This window comes from Streptomyces sp. SAS_270, from assembly GCF_052543295.1.
Genome location: NZ_JBMNDS010000003.1, coordinates 1 through 18231, shown reverse-complemented (window position 1 = coordinate 18231; position 18231 = coordinate 1). Strand labels below are relative to the sequence as shown.

General features: G+C 67.9%; 13 protein-coding genes. 12 read left to right on the top strand and 1 reads right to left on the bottom strand.

From position 1 onward, the window contains the following. Window positions 1-54 precede the first annotated feature (54 nt). From ACN6LB_RS02760 to ACN6LB_RS02730, 7 genes are all read left to right on the top strand, one after another. Window positions 55-1170 (top strand): Gfo/Idh/MocA family protein, encoded by a 1116-nt coding sequence (locus tag ACN6LB_RS02760; protein ID WP_445024383.1) that lies wholly within the window; start codon window positions 55-57, stop codon window positions 1168-1170. Then, a complete protein-coding gene (locus ACN6LB_RS02755) occupies window positions 1167-2138 on the top strand; it encodes a PmoA family protein (protein ID WP_445024382.1) in 972 nt (323 codons plus the stop codon). The genes ACN6LB_RS02760 and ACN6LB_RS02755 overlap by 4 nt, the downstream gene beginning before the upstream one ends. Window positions 2139-2601: 463 nt before the next feature. After that, window positions 2602-3810 (top strand): serine/threonine-protein kinase, encoded by a 1209-nt coding sequence (locus ACN6LB_RS02750; protein WP_445024381.1) that lies wholly within the window; start codon window positions 2602-2604, stop codon window positions 3808-3810. Window positions 3811-3916: 106 nt separating this feature from the next. Next, window positions 3917-4156 carry a hypothetical protein gene (locus ACN6LB_RS02745; protein ID WP_445024380.1) on the top strand — a complete coding sequence of 80 codons (240 nt, stop codon included), beginning with the start codon at window positions 3917-3919 and terminating at the stop codon, window positions 4154-4156. Window positions 4157-4388: 232 nt separating this feature from the next. Then, complete coding sequence (locus ACN6LB_RS02740) at window positions 4389-5357, top strand: PaaX family transcriptional regulator (protein WP_445024379.1); 969 nt, start codon at window positions 4389-4391, stop codon at window positions 5355-5357. Between the two features lie 426 nt (window positions 5358-5783). Beyond that, entirely contained in the window at window positions 5784-6668 is an 885-nt protein-coding gene (locus ACN6LB_RS02735; RefSeq protein ID WP_445024378.1) for an alpha/beta hydrolase family protein, read from the top strand. Between the two features lie 309 nt (window positions 6669-6977). Further along, the gene (locus ACN6LB_RS02730; RefSeq protein WP_445024377.1) at window positions 6978-8216 is read left to right on the top strand and encodes a glycoside hydrolase family 5 protein; all 1239 of its coding nucleotides are present in this window, start codon (window positions 6978-6980) and stop codon (window positions 8214-8216) included. A gap of 361 nt (window positions 8217-8577) precedes the next feature. Here ACN6LB_RS02730 and ACN6LB_RS02725 read toward each other — a convergent pair whose 3' ends face one another. Continuing rightward, the gene (locus ACN6LB_RS02725; RefSeq protein WP_445024376.1) at window positions 8578-10482 is read right to left on the bottom strand and encodes a rhamnogalacturonan lyase; all 1905 of its coding nucleotides are present in this window, start codon (window positions 10480-10482) and stop codon (window positions 8578-8580) included. 729 nt (window positions 10483-11211) lie between these two features. On the opposite strand from ACN6LB_RS02725, the gene ACN6LB_RS02720 reads away from it, so the two are divergent. The 5 genes from ACN6LB_RS02720 to ACN6LB_RS02700 all read left to right on the top strand — a co-directional run. Beyond that, window positions 11212-12219, top strand: coding sequence for a glycosyl hydrolase 53 family protein (locus ACN6LB_RS02720; protein WP_445024375.1), 1008 nt, complete (start codon window positions 11212-11214; stop codon window positions 12217-12219). Between the two features lie 69 nt (window positions 12220-12288). Beyond that, window positions 12289-13359, top strand: a complete 1071-nt coding sequence (locus ACN6LB_RS02715; RefSeq protein WP_445024374.1) for a rhamnogalacturonan acetylesterase — start codon at window positions 12289-12291, stop codon at window positions 13357-13359. Window positions 13360-13393: 34 nt separating this feature from the next. Continuing rightward, a complete protein-coding gene (locus tag ACN6LB_RS02710) occupies window positions 13394-14269 on the top strand; it encodes an SGNH/GDSL hydrolase family protein (RefSeq protein WP_445024373.1) in 876 nt (291 codons plus the stop codon). Between the two features lie 657 nt (window positions 14270-14926). Next, window positions 14927-16276, top strand: a complete 1350-nt coding sequence (locus tag ACN6LB_RS02705) for a right-handed parallel beta-helix repeat-containing protein (RefSeq protein WP_445024372.1) — start codon at window positions 14927-14929, stop codon at window positions 16274-16276. 4 nt (window positions 16277-16280) lie between these two features. Further along, window positions 16281-18231, top strand: a 1951-nt coding sequence (locus ACN6LB_RS02700; RefSeq protein ID WP_445024371.1) for a family 43 glycosylhydrolase, incomplete at its 3' end; no start/stop codon positions are given.

Sequence of the window (18231 nt, the reverse complement as noted above, 5' to 3'; positions counted from 1 at the left end):
GCCCCCGGTAGCCCCACTAGAAGTGGGTCAGGAACCAAGAGAGAGAAAACACCCATGCCCAGCCCCCGGCCGCCGTACCGCGTGGCCATCATCGGCACCGGCGGTATCGCCCACGCCCATGCCGAAGCCCTCGCCGAACTCTCCGAACGTTCCCGGCTGGTCGCCGTCGCCGACCTCGACCCCAGCCGCGCCGCCGAGTTCGCCGACCGATTCTCCGTGCCGCACGTCTTCAACGACCCGCAGGCTCTGCTGGAGAGCGAAGACCTCGATCTCGTACACATCTGTACGCCCCCGCAGACCCACGTACCGCTGGCATCCATGGTGATGCAGGCCGGCGTCACCGCCTTGGTGGAGAAGCCGACGGCACTGAGCCTGCGCGAGATGGACCAACTGGCCACGGTGCAGGAGCAGACCGGCTCCAAGGTCCTGACCGTCTTCCAGCACCGCTACGGCGCGGCGGCGGTACGCCTGCGCCGGCTGACCCGCTCCGGCGCACTGGGCCGGCCACTGGTCGCCACCTGCGAGACCCTCTGGTACCGGCCCGACGCGTACTTCGAGGTGCCATGGCGGGGACGCTGGGACGTCGAGGGCGGCGGCCCCACGATGGGACACGGCATCCACCAGTTCGACCTCATGCTGTCGGTCCTCGGCCCCTGGTCCCAGATCGCCGCACTCGCCGAGCGCCAGGCCCGGCCCACCGACACCGAGGACGTCTCGATCGCCGCCGTCCGGTTCGGCAACGGGGCCCTCGCCACGGTGGTCAACTCCCTGCTGTCCCCCCGGGAGACCTCACGCCTGCGCTTCGACTTCGAATACGCCACGGTCGAACTCGAACACCTCTACGGCTACCGAGAGGAACACTGGCGCTTCACCCCGGCCCCCGGCCACGAGGGGCTTTCGGACCTCTGGACCGACGGTGACGAGCCGGACATCACGAGCGGCCACAGACTCCAGATCGAGGCCGTGTTCGACGCCTGGGAGACCGGACAGGAACCCGGCGTCTGTCTGCAGGACGCGCGCCGCACGCTGGAGTTCGCGGCGGCGACGTACGCCTCCGCCTTCCGCGGTGTCCGCGTCGCAGCGGGCGAACTGACCGACGACGACCCGTTCGCGGTCAGCATGGACGGCGGCGCCGTGCCCTGGGAACCCATCAAGGAAGCCCTCGTATGAACGCTCTGCAGATCAGCCACGACGTCGGTGCCTCGGTCACCGTCCGCGACGGCGACACCGAACTCTTCCACTACGTGTACCAGCCGGACACCGTCCAACTGGAGTCGCCCAAGCCCTACATCCACCCCCTGCGCACCCGGGCCGGCAAGGTGGTCAGCCTGTTCCGTCCCCACGACCACGTGTGGCACAAGGGCATCGCGTGGTCCCTGCCCCACGTGGGCGAGGAGAACTTCTGGGGCGGTCCCACCTACATCCACGGACGCTTCTACGTCCAGCTGCAGAACAACGGAACCCAGGCCCACCGCCGGGTCGTCGACCTGGACAGGGCCGACGGGACGGCGACGTTCGCCCACGACCTGGACTGGACCACCCAGTTCGGCGCGCTGTTCTTCACCGAGCGCAGGACGCTGCGAGCGAGCCTGATCTCCCCGGATGCCTGGGCGTTGACGTTCGAGACGCGGATGACCAACGTCTCCGGAACGGACGTCGCCATAGGGTCCCCGACCACCAAAGGACGGGAGAACGCCGGCTACGGCGGCCTGTTCTGGCGCGGCCCCCGGTCGTTCACCGGCGGGCAGTTCGTGACCGAGGAAGGCCTGGGTGGCGACGAGGTCCGCGGGCGGCGCATGGAGTGGATGGGCTTCGCGGGCCGCCACGACGAGACGGACGCGCAGTCGCTCGTGCTCATGGTCGACGACGCGGCCAACCCGAGTCACCCGCCGCAATGGTTCGCCAGGACCGAGGAGTTCGCCTGCCTCAACCCGGCACCGTTCTTCAGCGAGGAGCTGACCGTCGAGGACGGCGCGACCGTGCGGTTCCGCTACGGCGTCGGGATCGCCGATGCCGACGCGAACGCGGCTCCCGCACTCGCCGACGAGGTACGCCGGGTGCTCACACGGTCCGACATGCCGTCCGCACGTGCCGCAGAATCCACAGCCTCCTCTTCAGGACGCCTCGCGACGGAGTGATCCGACCCCACTCGCTGTGCCACCCCGGCGTGCACTCCCCGCTCACCAGGGAGTGCACGCCTTCCTCACCATCCCGGCTGCTGCGATTCGCCGTCGACGCTTCCCCCAGGGCCCTCACCGGCCGTAGCTCTTCCAGACGTGACGTATCGCGTCCGCCTCTGCGCCTGGGCACCGGTTTCCCGGGTGGACTCGCCCCCGCCCGCGCCCGCCGTGACTTCCGGCACATTCGCTGGAAGACCGTCCGCCCGGCCCGAGCCCTCCCCGGCCCGGATATTGCCTCCTGACCGTCCACTTGGCCTTTCGGCTGGTGAGGGGGGCTCGGGCTGCCAGGAGTTTCGCTGAGAATAGTCTGTTGCGGGTGTAAAAGGTGATGCTTGGCGCGGACGCCACTGATGCGGTGCTTGATTGTGCTGGTCCGGGGGCTGAACCTGATCGGCAGTGCACATGGGAGAGGGCGCGGGGCGTGGAATTGCTGGACGAGTCTGATCCGGGGGCTGTCGGGGGTTATCCCCTGCTGGCGCGGCTCGGTGAGGGTGGCATGGGGCGGGTGTATCTGTCCCGGACGGTGTCGGGGCGTCCGCTGGCGCTGAAGACGGTGCGCGCCGAGTTCGGACGGGAGCCGGGGTTCGAGGAGCGGTTCACGCGGGAAATCCGTAACAGCGACCAGGTGCGCTCCCCTTGGACGCCTGCGGTGGTGGACTACAGCCAGGTGGGGCAGCGCCCGCAGTGGCTCGCCACCGAGTACGTGGCCGCTCCGTCCCTGGCGGAGTGGGTGCGACAGTACGGCCCGCTGCCCGAGCAGAGCGTACTGGCACTGGCGGCCGAGCTTTTCGGGGCGCTGGGAGCGGTACACGGGGCCGGGCTGGCCCACCGGGATGTCAAGCCGTCCAATGTGCTGCTGGGCCGCCGCTGTCCGTTGCTCATCGACTTCGGGATCGCTCGCGCGAGGGAGGACACGCGTCACACGAGGACCGGCGGTGTGATCGGTACCCCCGGCTATCTGGCGCCGGAGCAGGCGAGCGCCGGGGAATCGGGTGCCCCCTGTGATGTGTTCTCGCTGGCTGCGGTGCTGGTGTACGCGGCAACGGGCCGGGGCCCGTTTTCCCGCCCGAACGAGGAGTTCTCGCCTGCGGTGCTGCTCTACCGCATCGTGCATCAGGAACCGAATCTCGACGGCGTGCCTGCGGCCCTGATCCCGTTCTTGCGGCCCTGTCTGGCCAAGGACCCCGAGCAGCGGCCCACGCCCGCCGATGTGAGCGTTCTGCTGGAACGCCTGGGCGGCCGGTGCGGTGCCTGGCCGCAACTGCTGCCCGAGGCGCTGGAAAAAGATCTCGCCGTGCGCGAGGAGGAGGCGGACGCGTTGGTCTCCACGACAATGCGATCGCCATCTGTGCAGGCTGTGTTTCGTGAGCCCGGACACGGCCCGGCTCCGGGCGACGCGGGGACCGCCGTCCTGCCGCCTTCCGACGCCGTGCGACGGTGGATGTCGAGCCGTACCGGCCAGGGTGGTCGCAGGGACCACGGCTGCGGCCCTGATGGCCACGGCAGGCACGTTCGTCGTGCAGCATTTCTCAGGCGACGACGCGTCCGGCGGAGCGTCTTCGCCGTCATCCGCGGCCACATCGCTTCCCGCGGCCTGGGCAGGTACATGGGTCGGCACCGGGCCGGGTAATCCCACCCCTGACGATTTCAATCAGCGCCGGTCCAACAGGTTCACCGTCACTTTGACTCTCCACCCGGCACAACTGGGTGAGCCGGCGGGCAAGCAGGTCAGCAACGTGACCGAAGTGAACACCAAAATTGAGCTGGGATGCACCGAGACCCTGCAGTTGCGGGAGGTGCGCAAGGCCTCAATGGTTTTCAAGGCTGTCACCAGCCAACCCACCGACCCGTCGGCCGAAGTGGCCTGCCCCGACGGCAATGTCTACGTCGTCACGATGACCGACCAAGACACCCTGAGCCTGAGCGACGAAGGTGACCAGTCCGCCGGGGCGCCGTCCACCCTCACCCGGCGGTGACGGATGCGCCCACCGACCATGGGACGCCAAGCCCTTCCCATCCATCGCCGGCCTCGCTGAGCCCGGCGCAGCTCGCGGCTGGGGTACCGGGCCCGCTGGGCACTGTCCGGGCACCTTCACCTCACCGGTGCGCGGAGGCCCCTCCGGGGTGGGCCGATCCGGCGGAGCTCCACCCGACGATCTCCCAGCCGTTAAAGTGGTGCCGATCCTGTCCACCGCGTCGGAGCCGACCTTGCCGAACCTGTCCCACCTCGAAGAGATCTTCTCCGACGAGGGTGACGGCGCCGCCGGCCCCATGCGGTCGCCCGGCTGGCAGAGCACCGTCTTGCCACAGGGCCTCGCGGTGACCTTGATCGCCGACTACACGTTTCCCGTCCGGTCCTGGTTGCCATCGGCGGCGATCGTGGCGCTGCTCGGCGAGTTCCATGTGACCCCGGGCGCGGCCCGTACGACGATCAGCAGGCTGATGCGCCGCGGGGTGCTGGAGGGCAGCCGGCAAGGGCGGTACAGCTCCTACCGACTGACGTCTCAGGCCGCCGTCGACCTGTGGAGCGGCGCCAGCTCGATCGCCACATTCACCACCCAACCCGACTCATGGGACGGCCGGTGGACACTGATCGCCTTCTCCGTTCCGGAACAGGAGAGCACGCGGCGGCGGGCGTTGCGCACCGCGCTGCGTTGGCGCGGGTTCGCGCCGCTGTACGACGCGCTCTGGGTGTCGCCGCACCCCCTCACCCCCAAGGGGCGGATCGAGGTGGCCGACCTGGCGCGAGGAGCGGTGACCGTGTTCCGCGCGCGGCAGGAGGAACTGGACACGGTGGTCGACCGCAACCCGGTCGAGGCGTGGGACCTCACCGGCATCGCCGAGCAATACCACGCGTTCATCAGTCGTTGGAGCGGCTTGCTTCCGCACATCAGCGCCGACGGCGTCACCGGTGCCGACGCGGTGCGCGCCCGGACCGAGGTCATGCACGCCTACCGGCACTTCCCCATCCTGGACCCGTTGCTCCCCATCGGGCTGCTGCCATCCGACTGGCCCCGGTCACGGGCGCGGGAAGTCTGCGTCGCGGTGTACGACGGGCTGCTCCAGCCCGCCCAGGACCATGTCCGCGCCGTGGTGACCCGATTCGCGGAGGGACCGCACCTCGACGTCCGGGCCCATACGATCGCCGGCATGAGTGCGGGTATCGGTCACGGCTGACGAGGGACCGTCGCGAGCGTGACGGGGCGACGTACACAGACGCCATACCGCGCCGCCCGCCCCTCGATCTGTCGAATGCGCGTCGAAGCCAACAGAGTTGGGCGCCAATGATTGACAGAGCGGCACCCGATCGGGACTCTGACTGTTGCAACCCGATGTGGGAACGCTCCCAGAGGTGCGGCACAGGTGGTCACCGGTTCGCCGTCCACGTGTCTCTGCCCGACAGGCAACGCCACATCGGTCACCGCCACGGTCGCTGCCACAGGCAGGACCGGAACGTCCTCCACCGTTCCTGAATCGCCCACCTGACCACCCCCACGGCTACGACCCCACCAGCTCGGTCAGTACGACATCCCCGGCGTCGCCGATGCCTCCTCCCGGCACCTGACCGAGCAGCGTTCCGAACCCCCCACACCAGGAGTCTTCATGACCTTGCAACGGCGTAGTTTCCTGACCCTGAGCGCAGCCGGAGCCGCGGGCGCAGGCCTGTCCCTGCTCGGCACAGGGCAAGCAGGTGCCGTCGCAAGGGCCGGAGCTCCGACCCGGCGGTTCGCGGTCGGCGTACGGCCGTATGCCTGGAGCCGCGGCAGCCGCCGGTGGACCACCTACGTCTACTACCCCGCCACCGGCGCTCCCGGCGGCTCCCCGGTCACCAACGCGCCCGTCGCCCAAGGCGTCTTCCCGGTCTGCGAGTTCATGCACGGCTTCAGCAGCAGCCCGCAGAACTCCCTGGCGATCATCCGCCCCCTGGCCGAGGCCGGCTTCATCGTCCCCGCCCCCCACTTCGCCAACCTGAGCGGGCAGGACGTCTACAACGGCAACCAGTCCAAGGACGTCTCCGAGGTCATCACGCGGACCCTCGCCCTCAACACGGCCGACGACCCGCTGGCCGGCCACATCAACACAGCGGTCGGAGTCGGCGTCTCCGGCCACTCGATGGGCGGCATGACCACCCACGGCCTGCTGACGGCCTGGCCGGACGCCCGCATCACCGCCGCGATCCCCATGTCCTGCGTGGACATGGGCAACCCCAGCCCGTCGGTCCGCGCCAAGGTCCTGTTCACGCACGGCGACCGAGACGGAACGTGCCCGATCTCCTCCGCCCGTCAGGCGTACCGGGAACTGCCCGCCGCCAAGGCGTTCCTCACGTTCCGCGGCGCCGGCCACAGCAACTACTTCGGCGACTCCCGCACCGTCAACACCTTCGTGGACTGGATGCGGTGGAGTCTGTACGGCGACACCGTGGCCCGCGACCGCCTTCGCTCCGACGCCACCTCCGGCACGACCACTTGGGAATTCGCCCTGAGCTGAGGTGCAACCACGCACGGCCGCCCCGGACGCGCATGCCGTGAAGCGGCCCACCTGGGCCGTCCAGAACGCCTGACCGTCCGCGGACGCACCAGCGGGACGCCCGGGCTGCGTCACAGCACGAGTGCTTCGCTGCTCCGACCACTTTTCCGGAAGCCTGCGAGTCAGCCGCAGCGCCCGCCAGTTGCGCACGTCGACCCGGGCCCCAGAAAACACACCCCCGAACAGCCGGGCGGCTCCGGCCGCTCGCGCTCGGGCAGAAAGGTCCACTTGGGGGTTCGACACCCTCAAGACCGTAAGAGAGGAATGCAAATGGCTTCACTAGCAGGGAAGATCAGAGTCATTCTCCTTGCCGTCCTGTTGGCGGTTGCCGCAACTGTGTACGGCACGGTCCATCAGGCGTCGGCCGATACCGTGGCACAGTCGAGCGCTTCGCAGATCGTGGCCGACATGGGCGCGGGATGGAATCTGGGGAACCAGCTCGAAGCCACCGCCAACGGATACCCCAGCGAAACGGCATGGGGCCAGCCGACCGTGACGCAGGCCCTCATCGACAAGGTGAGAGCGGCAGGGTTCAAGACGATCCGGATCCCGGTCTCCTACCTGGGCTCCATAGGACCCGGCCCGAATTACACGATCAACGCCGCCTGGCTGAACAGGGTCCAGGAGGTCGTCGACTACGCCTACAACAGGGGCCTGCATGTGCTGATCAACATGCACGGCGACGGCTACAAGAACGTCAGCGGCTCCTGGTTGATCTGCGATTCGTCCTCCCAGACGACGATCAAGGCCAAGTACGAGAAAGCCTGGCAGCAGATCGCGAACAGGTTCAAGAACTACGACCAGCGCCTGATCCTTGAGTCCATGAACGAGGAGTTCGACGGGCAGTACGGCCGTCCGACTCAACCGTGCTACTCGAACATCAACAGTTACAATCAGATCTTCGTGGACACCGTACGGAAAACGGGCGGAAACAACAGTTCGAGGTGGCTGCTCGTGGCCGGCTGGAACACGAACATCGACTACACCGCGGGGAATTACGGCTTCAAGTTGCCGTCCGACCAGTACCGCTCCCCCTCCATTCCCGCCAGTGAACGGCGGATCATGATCTCCGTCCACCACTACGCTCCGTGGGACTTCGCCGGAGAGGAAAGCGGCAGCATCACGCAGTGGGGACGCGCAGCGACCAATCCGTCGAGGAAGTCGACCTGGGGACAGGAAGACTACCTGGACGCCCAGCTCAAGACGATGCACGACGTGTTTGTCACGAAGGGATATCCGGTGGTCGTCGGCGAATACGGCGCGATCGACAAGTCGTCGTTCGATTCATCGAACAACAGGTATCGCGCGGACTTCGCACGGGCCGTTGCGGCCACCGCCAAGAAATACGGCGCGGCCAGCGTCTACTGGGACAACGGTGCAACCGGCCGGTACGGGTTCGGGCTGTTCGACCGGCGCTCCCTCACGGTGACCCAGCAAGGCATCATCAACGGCATCATGAGCGGCGTCAACCGCAGCGTTGCCGGCTCCGCCCTTCCGGCCGGCAGGTAGCAGGACCCGAGTCTCGGCGACGGGTGCATACCTCCGCCTCCTCGTGGGCGCGCAGTTGGGCCGGGCGGCGATGCCAACCGGTGTGCGACCTGATCAACTGCGCGCCTGTCAGCCGGAGAAGCCGCGCTGCCCCACACCTGGGAGCACGGTCGGCTAACGGAGGACAGCGATGTCTTCCCATGTAAGAGTGCGATCGATTCGCCGAACCGGGCTCCTGGTCGGAGGAAGTCAAGAACACCATCAGCGTGCCGCGTGCACCACTGCCATGATCCGTTACCCGTGACAGGTTCCACTCGTTCGACGAACACCCCATCCCTGATGCTTGAACTCGCTCAAGCATCAGGGAAGTCGGCTGTCCAGCTCAGTGGCTGTTCGGCAGCGTGACGGTGGGGCGGGGTGGCGTGGGCATGTTGCCGCCGATGAAGAAGCTGGGGTGCGGGGGCTGGTTGTAGGCGGTGTTCTGCCAGGCCAGGGCAGTGCGGTACTGGGTGTCGTGGAGGAGGGTCGTGATCCGCGTATTGGTCTGGTGCGGCGTGGAGTAGATCCGCAGGGCCGTGTTGTTGGACGTCGGCCAGATGACCTCCTCGCGCCAGTCGCCGAGGATGTCGCCGGACAAGGACGGCGTCGACTTGGTGCCGTTGTTGGAGTGGACCCCGGAGCCGGTGAGCAGCCGGGTGTCGCCGGAGGTGCCGTACTTGTCGATGTGGGTGCCGTCGAGGAGTTCGCGCGTGGTGTCGCCGTCCCACCACGCCAGGAAGTTCGTGGACCCGGGCTTACGACTGGCGACCACAGCGCCCTTGGGGTTGCGGACGCCGCTCACGAGCGACGACCACGACTCGGCGCCCGCGCTGCCGGACCAGATGTCACCGGACACACCTCGGCCGTTGTCACCGCTGGCGGGTGTCGACCAGAGGATCTGACCGGTCCTCACGTCCGCCATCCAGGAGGACGGCTTGGAGCTGTCCTCGTCGACCTTGTACTCCTCCAGACCTGGCCGGGACGGGTCGAGGTCGCCCACGTGCATCGCGTCCCCGTGGCCGTTCCGCGTCGCCCACAGGCCGTTGCCGTTGTCGTCGACGGCCATCGCCCCGTAGACGATCTCGTCCTTGCCGTCTCCGTCGACGTCCGCGACCGACAGTTGGTGGTTGCCCTGGCCGGCATAGCCGCTGTTGGCGTTGGAGTCGAAGGTCCACCGGCGGGTGAACTGTCCGTTCCGCCAGTCCCAGGCCGCGATCACCGTGCGGGTGTAGTAGCCGCGAGCCATGATCACCGAGGGGCGGGAACCGTCCAGGTAGGCCGTGCCCGCCAGGAACCGGTCCACGCGGTTGCCGTAGGAGTCCCCCCAGGACGACACCGTGCCTCGTGCCGGGACGTAGTCGACGGACTGCATCGCCCTGCCCGTCTGCCCGTTGAACATCGTCAGGAACTCGGGGCCGGACAGCACATAGCCCGGGGAGTTGCGGTGATCGGCCGAGGAACTGCCTATGACCGCGCCGGTTCCATCCTTCGTGCCGTCGGCGGTCCTCATGGCGACCTCGGCCTTGCCGTCGCCGTCGTAGTCGTACACCTGGAACTGTGTGTAGTGCGCGCCGGAGCGGATGTTGCGGCCCATGTCGATACGCCACAGGCGGGTGCCGTCGAGCTTGATGCCGTCGACGATCGTGTTGCCGGTGTAGCCGGACTGGGAGTTGTCCTTGGCGTTCGTCGGCTGCCACTTCAGGACGATGTCCATGGCGCCGTCGCCGTCGAGGTCGCCAACGGAGGCGTCGTTTGCCTCGTAGGTGTACGGCGAGTTGCCCGGTGAAGTGCCCCCGGGCGGCGGGGAGATCGGCACGTCCTTGTACCCGGTGCGGAACTGGAGCGCGTGCTCGGACGGCGCCTGCTCCATGCCGTTCACCACCGCGCGCACCGTGTAGTCGGCCGAGTCCTGGGCGCCGGCGTCCAGGTAGTTCGTCGAGGTGGTCAGGGGCGAGGAGTTGAGCCTGGTGGCGCCACGGTAGACGTTGAAGGCCACGTCGTCGGGGTCAGTGGCCAGCCACCGCCACGACACCAGGTTTCCGCCGCCGGTGTGGACGCTGGTCAGGCCCCGATCCAGGCGTTCCACCTGGCGCGCGGTCGCGGCGTGCGCGGTCTGCGGCAGTCCGGTGAGTACGGAGAGGGCCAGTGCGGTGGCGGCCGTCAGGCCGCGGAACAGCCGCTTGCCCGACTGGCGTTGGAATCGCCCTGGGGGCGATGCGGTGCGCGGATGCCGGTGCGGGTCGGTCACGATGACCTCCGGTGTGTGGGGGGTGATGTGAAGATCGGGGAGACGACGGTCTGACCACAGCGTGGGAACGCTCCCATTCGCTGCGAGGGTAGGAATCCGCTGATAGCCCGTCAAGCATTCTGTTGGCTTTCCCTGTTCGGGCTTGTTCGAGTGCGAGTCGACGAGATGCCCGTGCGCGGCCTCGCCCCCGTCGCCGCATTCCTTCTGAAAGGGCACTTGAACTGGGACGACTCCAACCGGTTCAGACAGCCCGCAGCCGAGGCGCGGCGAGCACCCGCCCACAGGATCGCACTGCTTCTTCCAGCGGATCGGTGAGCAATGGTTGACAGCTTCGTGCCCGATCGAGAAGCTGCGTGATGCACCTCCGGTTCCTTGTGATGCGATTGCGTACGTTCGTCGCCATACCTCTGTGATCGCTCACAGCTCCGACTGGAGGAGCGTCCCTGGCATGCCAAGGCCGCCCTCTCCGACACGTGCCACTCGCAACAGTCCTGCCTCAGTTGCCGCCACACCGAGGGAGGCAGCATCGGCTGGATCGCACGCGCTCCACCAACTCCTTGCGCCTGAGGGCCAGTTGCCCCCACCACCTGCCTCGCTCCCGGAAGTCTCTTTCTCTCTGATCAGCTCTCCGCCGGCCGCGACGTCTCACCCATGGCCGGCAGAAGGAAAGGACCCACCATGTCCCCGCAACCCCCCACACCAGCTGCTGGGCGCATCAGCCGGCGAACCTTGATCAGAGCCACCACCGCGACCGCCGGGGCACTCGCCACGGCCACCGCGTTCGCCGAACTCGAGACGCCTGCCGAGGCCGCCGCGAGCTTCGTCAAGGGCGTCGACATCAGCTGGGCACCTCAGATGGAGGCGCGCGGCTACTCCTGGAAGAACGCGAGCGGGCAGACCCAGGACCTGCTGACGATCCTCAAGGGCTACGGCATCACCGCCGTACGCCTGCGCACCTTCGTCAACCCGTCCAACGACCCGGCCAACGGGCACTGCGGCATCAACGAGGTCGCCGCCTTCGCCAAGCGGGTCAAGGCCGCCGGCATGTCGATCATGCTCGACTACATGTTCGGCGACACCTGGAACTCCGTCGGCGTGCAGAACCCGCCCGCGGCCTGGCGGAACATGAGCTACAGCCAGATGCGCACCGCGATGGGCACGTACGTGAACCAGACCATGACGGTCATGAGGAGCAACGACGTGCTCCCCACCTGGGTCCAGATCGGCAACGAGATCAACAGCGGGATCTGCCGCCCGGTCGGCAGCGTCTCCAACGGGGCGCAGATGACCGGGCTGCTCAACGCCGCATACGACCAGGTCAAGGCGGTGTCACCGAACTCGACCGTATGCATCCACCTGGCCCAGCCGCAGAAGTACGACTCGATGACGACGTTCTTCAGCCGCTTCGCGGCGAGCGGCGGCAAGTGGGACATGTCGGTGTTCTCGTCCTACGGCAGTGCCGACCTCGCCCCGGGGATCGTGGCGAACATGAAGAGGATCTCCGCCGCATACGGCAAACCGTTCCTGCAGAGCGAGTTCGGTGGCCGCGTGGACCGGGTCTCCGCCACCCAGGCCTCGCTGGTCGCCTACATCAAGGCCCTCAAGGCCAACGGCGGGCAGGGCATCTTCTACTGGGAGCCGGAGGGCATGTCCCCGTTCACCGGTTACAACATGGGCGCCTGGGACTCCTCCAGTAAACGGCCCACAGCGATCATGAACGGCTTCACCCAGGCCTGAGCCACGGGCCGTGGACCGCAACCCGGGCAACTCTCCTGTCGAGTATGGGGATTGGTGATTGTAATGGGCATGACATCAGGTCTGGAAGGGCACGGGGCCAGGCTGGGAATGGTGGGCCTGCTGACTCTTGCGACGCTGGTCGGCACCAGTGCGGCACATGCCGATGCCGCCACGCGAGCGCTGCCGGCCGGTTGTTCCGGCACTGCGCCGATCAAGTGTCACTACGCGGTCTCACCCGGCAACTACGACGTGACGGTCTCCATCGGTGGTGCCCCGGCCGCCGAGACCGACATGGGGGTGGAGGCCCGGCGCCTGATGCTTCCGGCGACGAAGACGGCGGCCGGTGCCACCGCCACGTACTCCTTCACGGTCAACGTGCGACAGCCGGAAGGGCAGCCGACCGGCCAGGGCGGCACCGGAAACCCCGGCCTGGACATCCGGTTCGCGGGGTCCAGCCCGCAGGTGTCGGCCGTATCCGTGAAACCGGCGCCCCAGCCGCTGGTCGCCTACCTGGCCGGTGACTCGACCGTGTGCGACCAGCCCGTGGCCCCGTACACGGGATGGGGCCAGATGATCACGCCGGCGGTGGGCCCCGGAGCGTCCGTCGCCAACTACGCGGACTCGGGGGAGAGTTCAGGCAGCTTCCTGCGAAACTCGGCGCTCTTCCCGGCGCTGTTGTCGAAGGTCAAGGCGAACGACGCGGTGTTCATCCAGTTCGGGCACAACGACAAGCAGACCACCGCGTCGGCCTTCCGGAGCAACCTCACCTCCATGATCACGCAGGTCCGTGCGAAGGGCGGCGTCCCGGTCCTGGTGACCCCGCCGGTCCGGCGGCTGTTCGACGGCAGCCGGCTCACGTCAACAGCTCTGCACGTCAACGGCGTCGGCGTGAACCTGCCCGCCGAGATGCGCTCGGTCGGGACGGCCCAGAGGGTTCCGGTGATCGATCTGACCGCCAAGAGCAAGGCGCTCGTCGAATCCCTCGGCCCCTCCGCCTCCGCGCAGCTCTTCCTGCGCTCCTCCGTCGACGGTGTCACGGACAACACCCACTTCTCGCAGTACGGCGCGAGCCGGATGGGCGGGCTGGTGCTCCAGAGCATCCGCGAGCAGAGCCTGCCCCTGGCCGCGTACCTGCGCTGACCGACGCCCGGTGCCAGTCCCAAGGAGGGACCCGTTGAGGAACTTACGGATTCTCATCACGACCGCGCTCATGATCGCCCTGTCGAGCGTCGGTGTCAGCGCCGCATCCGCGGCCAACCGCGTCGCCACGAACTGCACCAGCGCCTCCCAAGCCCAGGCCCAGGCCCAGGCTCAGGCCCCGGCCCCGGCCCCGGTCACCGTGTGGCTGGCCGGCGACTCCACCATGGCCAACCCGAGCGCCGGCCGTTGTCCGGTCGGCTGGGGCAGCCAGTTCGACGCTCTGTTCAACAGTGACGTGACCGTCAAGAACCAGGCCGTGGGAGGCCGGAGCATCCAGACCTGGCTGTACGAGGGGAACGTGAGCAGCACCAAGGGCTCGGACGGTGAGTGCCGCCTCACGTCCACCTCGTACTCGTCCCGCTGGCAGGCGATGCTGAACTCGAGCACCGGAATGAAGGCAGGTGACTACCTGTTCGTCCAGTTCGGCATCAACGACTCCTCCTCGGCCTGCCCCCGGCACGTCGGCCCGGCCAAATACCAGCAGCTGATGACCATGATGGCGAAGGCCGCCCTGGCCCGGGGCGCGCACCCGGTGCTGCTCACCCCGGTGGCCGCCATCACCTGCTCCGGCGGCACAGCGACCAAGAACCGCGGCTTCGTGGCCGAGACCTTCGCCGCCGGATCCGCCACCAGGGTCCCCGTCGTCGACCTGCAGACGCTCAGTGTCTCCCTCTACAACAGCCTGCGCTTCTGCCCGAACAACGGCGACTACGGAGGCAGCGGTCCCCTGGGCACCTTCTTCTGCAACGACCACACCCACTTCGACACCTACGGCGCCCAGCGGATCGCAGGGCTCGTCGCCGGCGATGTGCGCCGCCAGAACCTCCCGCTCGCCGCGTATCTCAGGTAGCACGCGGCGGTGGGCGCGAACCGGGGGCCGGTCGGCTCGCGGGTGGCCTCAATGGCGGCGGTGCCGCGGACCGAGGTCGCAATCGTCCCTGTCCGACGGTGGCGGCGGACTCCGACGGTGGCGTGCGGACCCCGACGGTGGCGTGCGGACGCGGCTTGGCTCCGACCGGGCGGCGGCGTGCGACGGAGGCCGGGCCGGGGCTCGGGTACGACCGGCGGGGCAGTCTCCGCATCAGCCTGCGGAAGTCGCAAGAGCGCGCGGTGATCTGTCCCAGCGTCCGCCACGTCTGGAGCATCCGGCCGGGCCGGCTGGGCACCAAGTTCATGCCCCGGGGCCGCCGACACGTTTCCGGGGCCGCCGGCTGGTCGTCCGCTCGCCACGTGTCCTCGGTCTTCCGCGCGGCCGACTCCGGGGAAGCGAGGCCCCACCACGCCGAGCCGATCCCAACCGGCCGTCCCTGCCGATCCGCTGGGCCGGGGTCTTCCTGACCGGCTCGCACCGCTGCATCGCCAACCTGGCCGCCGACGCCATGAGGTTCTGAAGAGACACGCGCCTGGTCCCGCCCTTCGAAAAGCAGCTTTCGCCTGCGCTGAGTACGTCTGGCAGGCACGAGCCCTACTGCCGCACGGGAAGACACCTGACTCGGGAGATGACGCTGTGAGAACCGCGAAGTTCGGCACCCCTGCCCTCCTGCTCTCGGTGGTCGCGGCGAGTTCCGTCGCCATGACCCCCGGCTCGGCGTCCGCGAGCACCGCGGCGGCCGCAAACACCTACTACGTCGCCCCGAACGGAAACGACGGAGCAGCCGGTACGCAGGCCGCTCCGTGGGCAACGATCGCCCGTGCACAGGCCGTCGCCAATGCGGGCGACACGGTCTACTTCCGAGGCGGCACCTACGCCTACACCCGCGCGAACAGCGCCTGTTCGAGCCAGACAGCCAAGGTCGACGCGATCACCCTCAACAAGAGCGGCAGCTCGGGCAACCCGATCCGCTACTGGGCCCAGCCGGGCGAGAAACCGGTCTTCGACTTCTCGCGGATGACGGACAACTGCCGCATCAAGGGCTTCGACGTCACCGGCAGCTGGATCCACCTCAAAGGACTGGAAGTCAAGGGCGTCCCCCAGAACAACAACAGCAACGCCGAATCCTGGGGGATCTGGGTCTCCGGCAGCAACGACGTCTTCGAGCAGATCAACACCCACCACCACATGGGTACCGGCCTGTTCATCAGCGGCGGGGGCGGCAACCTCGTCCTCAACTCCGACGCGCACGACAACTACGACCTGCGGAGCAACGACGGGCCCGGCGAGAACGCCGACGGGTTCGGTTCGCACTACACGCCGGCCGGCCGGCCCACGAACGTGTTCCGGGGTTGCCGATCGTGGTGGAACGGCGATGACGGGTTCGACCTGATCTCCACCCACTCTCCCGTGATCATCGATAACTCGTGGGCCTGGCGCAACGGGTACGTGCCGGGGACGACGACGTCCGCCGGCAACGGGGCGGGCTTCAAGTCCGGCGGCTACGGGGGCGACTACGAGGCCAACGCGCCGAAACACACCGTCCGCTCCTCGGTGGCGTTCCTCAACAAGGCAGCCGGCTTCTACGCCAACCACCACCCGGTGGCCAACGACTACTTCAACAACACCGGCTACGGAAACCACCCCAACTTCAACATGCTGGGAATCGACTCGCGCGGTGCCGCCGTCGGCCGGGGCACCCTGCGCAACAACATCGCCTACACGGGAACGGCGACGTCGAACATGAGCGGCACGAACGCCGCGTACAACTCCTGGAACCTCGGCGTCCCCCTGTCGGACTCCCAGTTCCGCAGTGTGTCGACGTCTGGCTGGGACGCGCCCCGCCAGACCGACGGGACGTTGCCCGTGCTGCCCCACCTCCGTCTCGCGGCGAACAGTGCCCTGATCGACAAGGGCACGGACGTGGGACTGCCCTTCAGCGGAAGTGCGCCGGATCTCGGCGCCTTTGAGAACGATGGAAGGTGACCCCGTGAAGCAGAGATCGCATGTCGTCTCGAGGTACTGGAAGTTGGCCGCCGCCGCGCTGTTGTCCGTGGCGTTGGCGGCGCCGCTCTCGGCGAGCACCGCCGCGGCGGAGACACCTGCAACGCAGACACAGGCAATGAAGCTCCAAGACCAGAGGGCCGCCGCTGGACCGGTGGTGGATCGCGGCCTCGAATACCTGGTGTCCGACTACCAGACGCGCACTCCGACCAAGTACACGGCTGACTCCTGGAAGCCCTTCGCCAAGGCGTTGACCGCCGCGGCCGAGGTCGCCGGCGACACGTCGGCCACCACATCGGACGTAGCCGACGCGAAGACAGCCCTGATGAGCGCCGCCGCCGATCTGAAGGCCGCCGACGAGGGCACGTTCCAGACCATCACGAACAACACCTTCTGGAACGACACCAGCGGCAACCCCATCTACTCGCAGGGCGGCGGGGTCTTCAAATTCGGCGACACCTACTACTGGTACGGCGTGCACTACAGCGGCGCCGAGCTCTACCGGGCCAATCCGACGAAGAAGTACGACGGCAACGTCAGCTTCGTCTCGGTCCCCGTGTACTCCTCCAAGGACCTGGTGAACTGGAAGTTCGAGAACAACGTCGCGACGCGCTCGACCAAGATCAACAACGGGGCCACCCTCGGTCAGGCAGGGTGGGTCGGGCGGCTCGGGGTCTCGTACAACGAGAACACCGGCAAGTACGTGCTCGCCACCCAGGCCTACGTCGGAGGCGGGCACGGTGTCCTGCTGCTGCAGGGTGACTCACCCACCGACACCTTCGACTACGGCTACTTCCAGACCCAGATCACCAACTCGCCGACGACCGGCACCGGGGACCAGACCGTCTTCACCGACGAGGACGGCAAGGACTACCTGATCTTCTCCAACCGCGAAGGACGGTCGCGCGGCTTCGTGGCCAAGTTCCGGGAGTCCGACTCGCTGCGGATCGAGCCAGCCGTGCAGATCCGCAGCGGCGCCGGTCGCGAGGGCAACGCGATGTTCAAGCTCGACGGCAGGTACTACCACGCGGCGTCGGACCTGCACGGCTGGAACACCTCTGTCAACTACGTCAATGAGTCGACCAGCAGCAATGTCCAGGGCTCCTACAGCAGCGAGTACGTCCTTGCCGGCACCGAGATGGACTACAGCCACGTGACCCAGACCGGGTTCTTCGTGACGGTCAAGGGCACCAAGCAGAACACGGTGCTCTACGCCGGCGACCGCTGGGCCGACTTCGCCTGGAACGGCATCGGGTACAACCAGTGGGTGCCGATCACCAAGACCGGCGCACGGCCGCAGTTCCACTCGGTGAGCCAGTGGCAGTTCAACGCCACGACCGGGGAGTGGCGCGTCGGGCCGGCGAACAACTACATCCTCAACCCCGACATCCAGGCCGACCGCGTCATCGTCTCCGGCGTACGGGGATGGCGGAACCTCGGCGGTTCGGTGACCAACGTCAACGGTGGTGTGAACGGGTCTCGCTTCGCCCTCCAGGTGAGCAACAGCGGCGGCGTCGAGCAGCGGGTCGAGTCGGTGCCCGCAGGCACCTACACCCTGTCCCTGCACGCTCGGGGCAGCGCCGGACAGGTCGTGATCACCGGCGCCAACCGCAGCCAACGCACCCTCGTTATCCCGTCGTCGAGCGGCTGGGCCAAGCGCGAGCTCACCGGCATCGAGCTGCCCGGCGGGGCCGCCACCGTCACCGTGCGGGCGTCGGGTTCGGGCGGCGTCACCGTCGACCAGCTCTCACTCGTCAAGACCTCTGCCGGCACACCAGCGCCTCCGGGGCGTTACGAGGCGGAGTCCGCTCCGGCGCAGTGCCGGGGCACGATCGACTCGAATCAAGCCGGCTATTCCGGCAGCGGGTTCTGCAACGGCGACCCCACCGTGGGGGCCTTCGCGGTCTTGGTCGTCCACGTCGTCCACGCACCGGTGG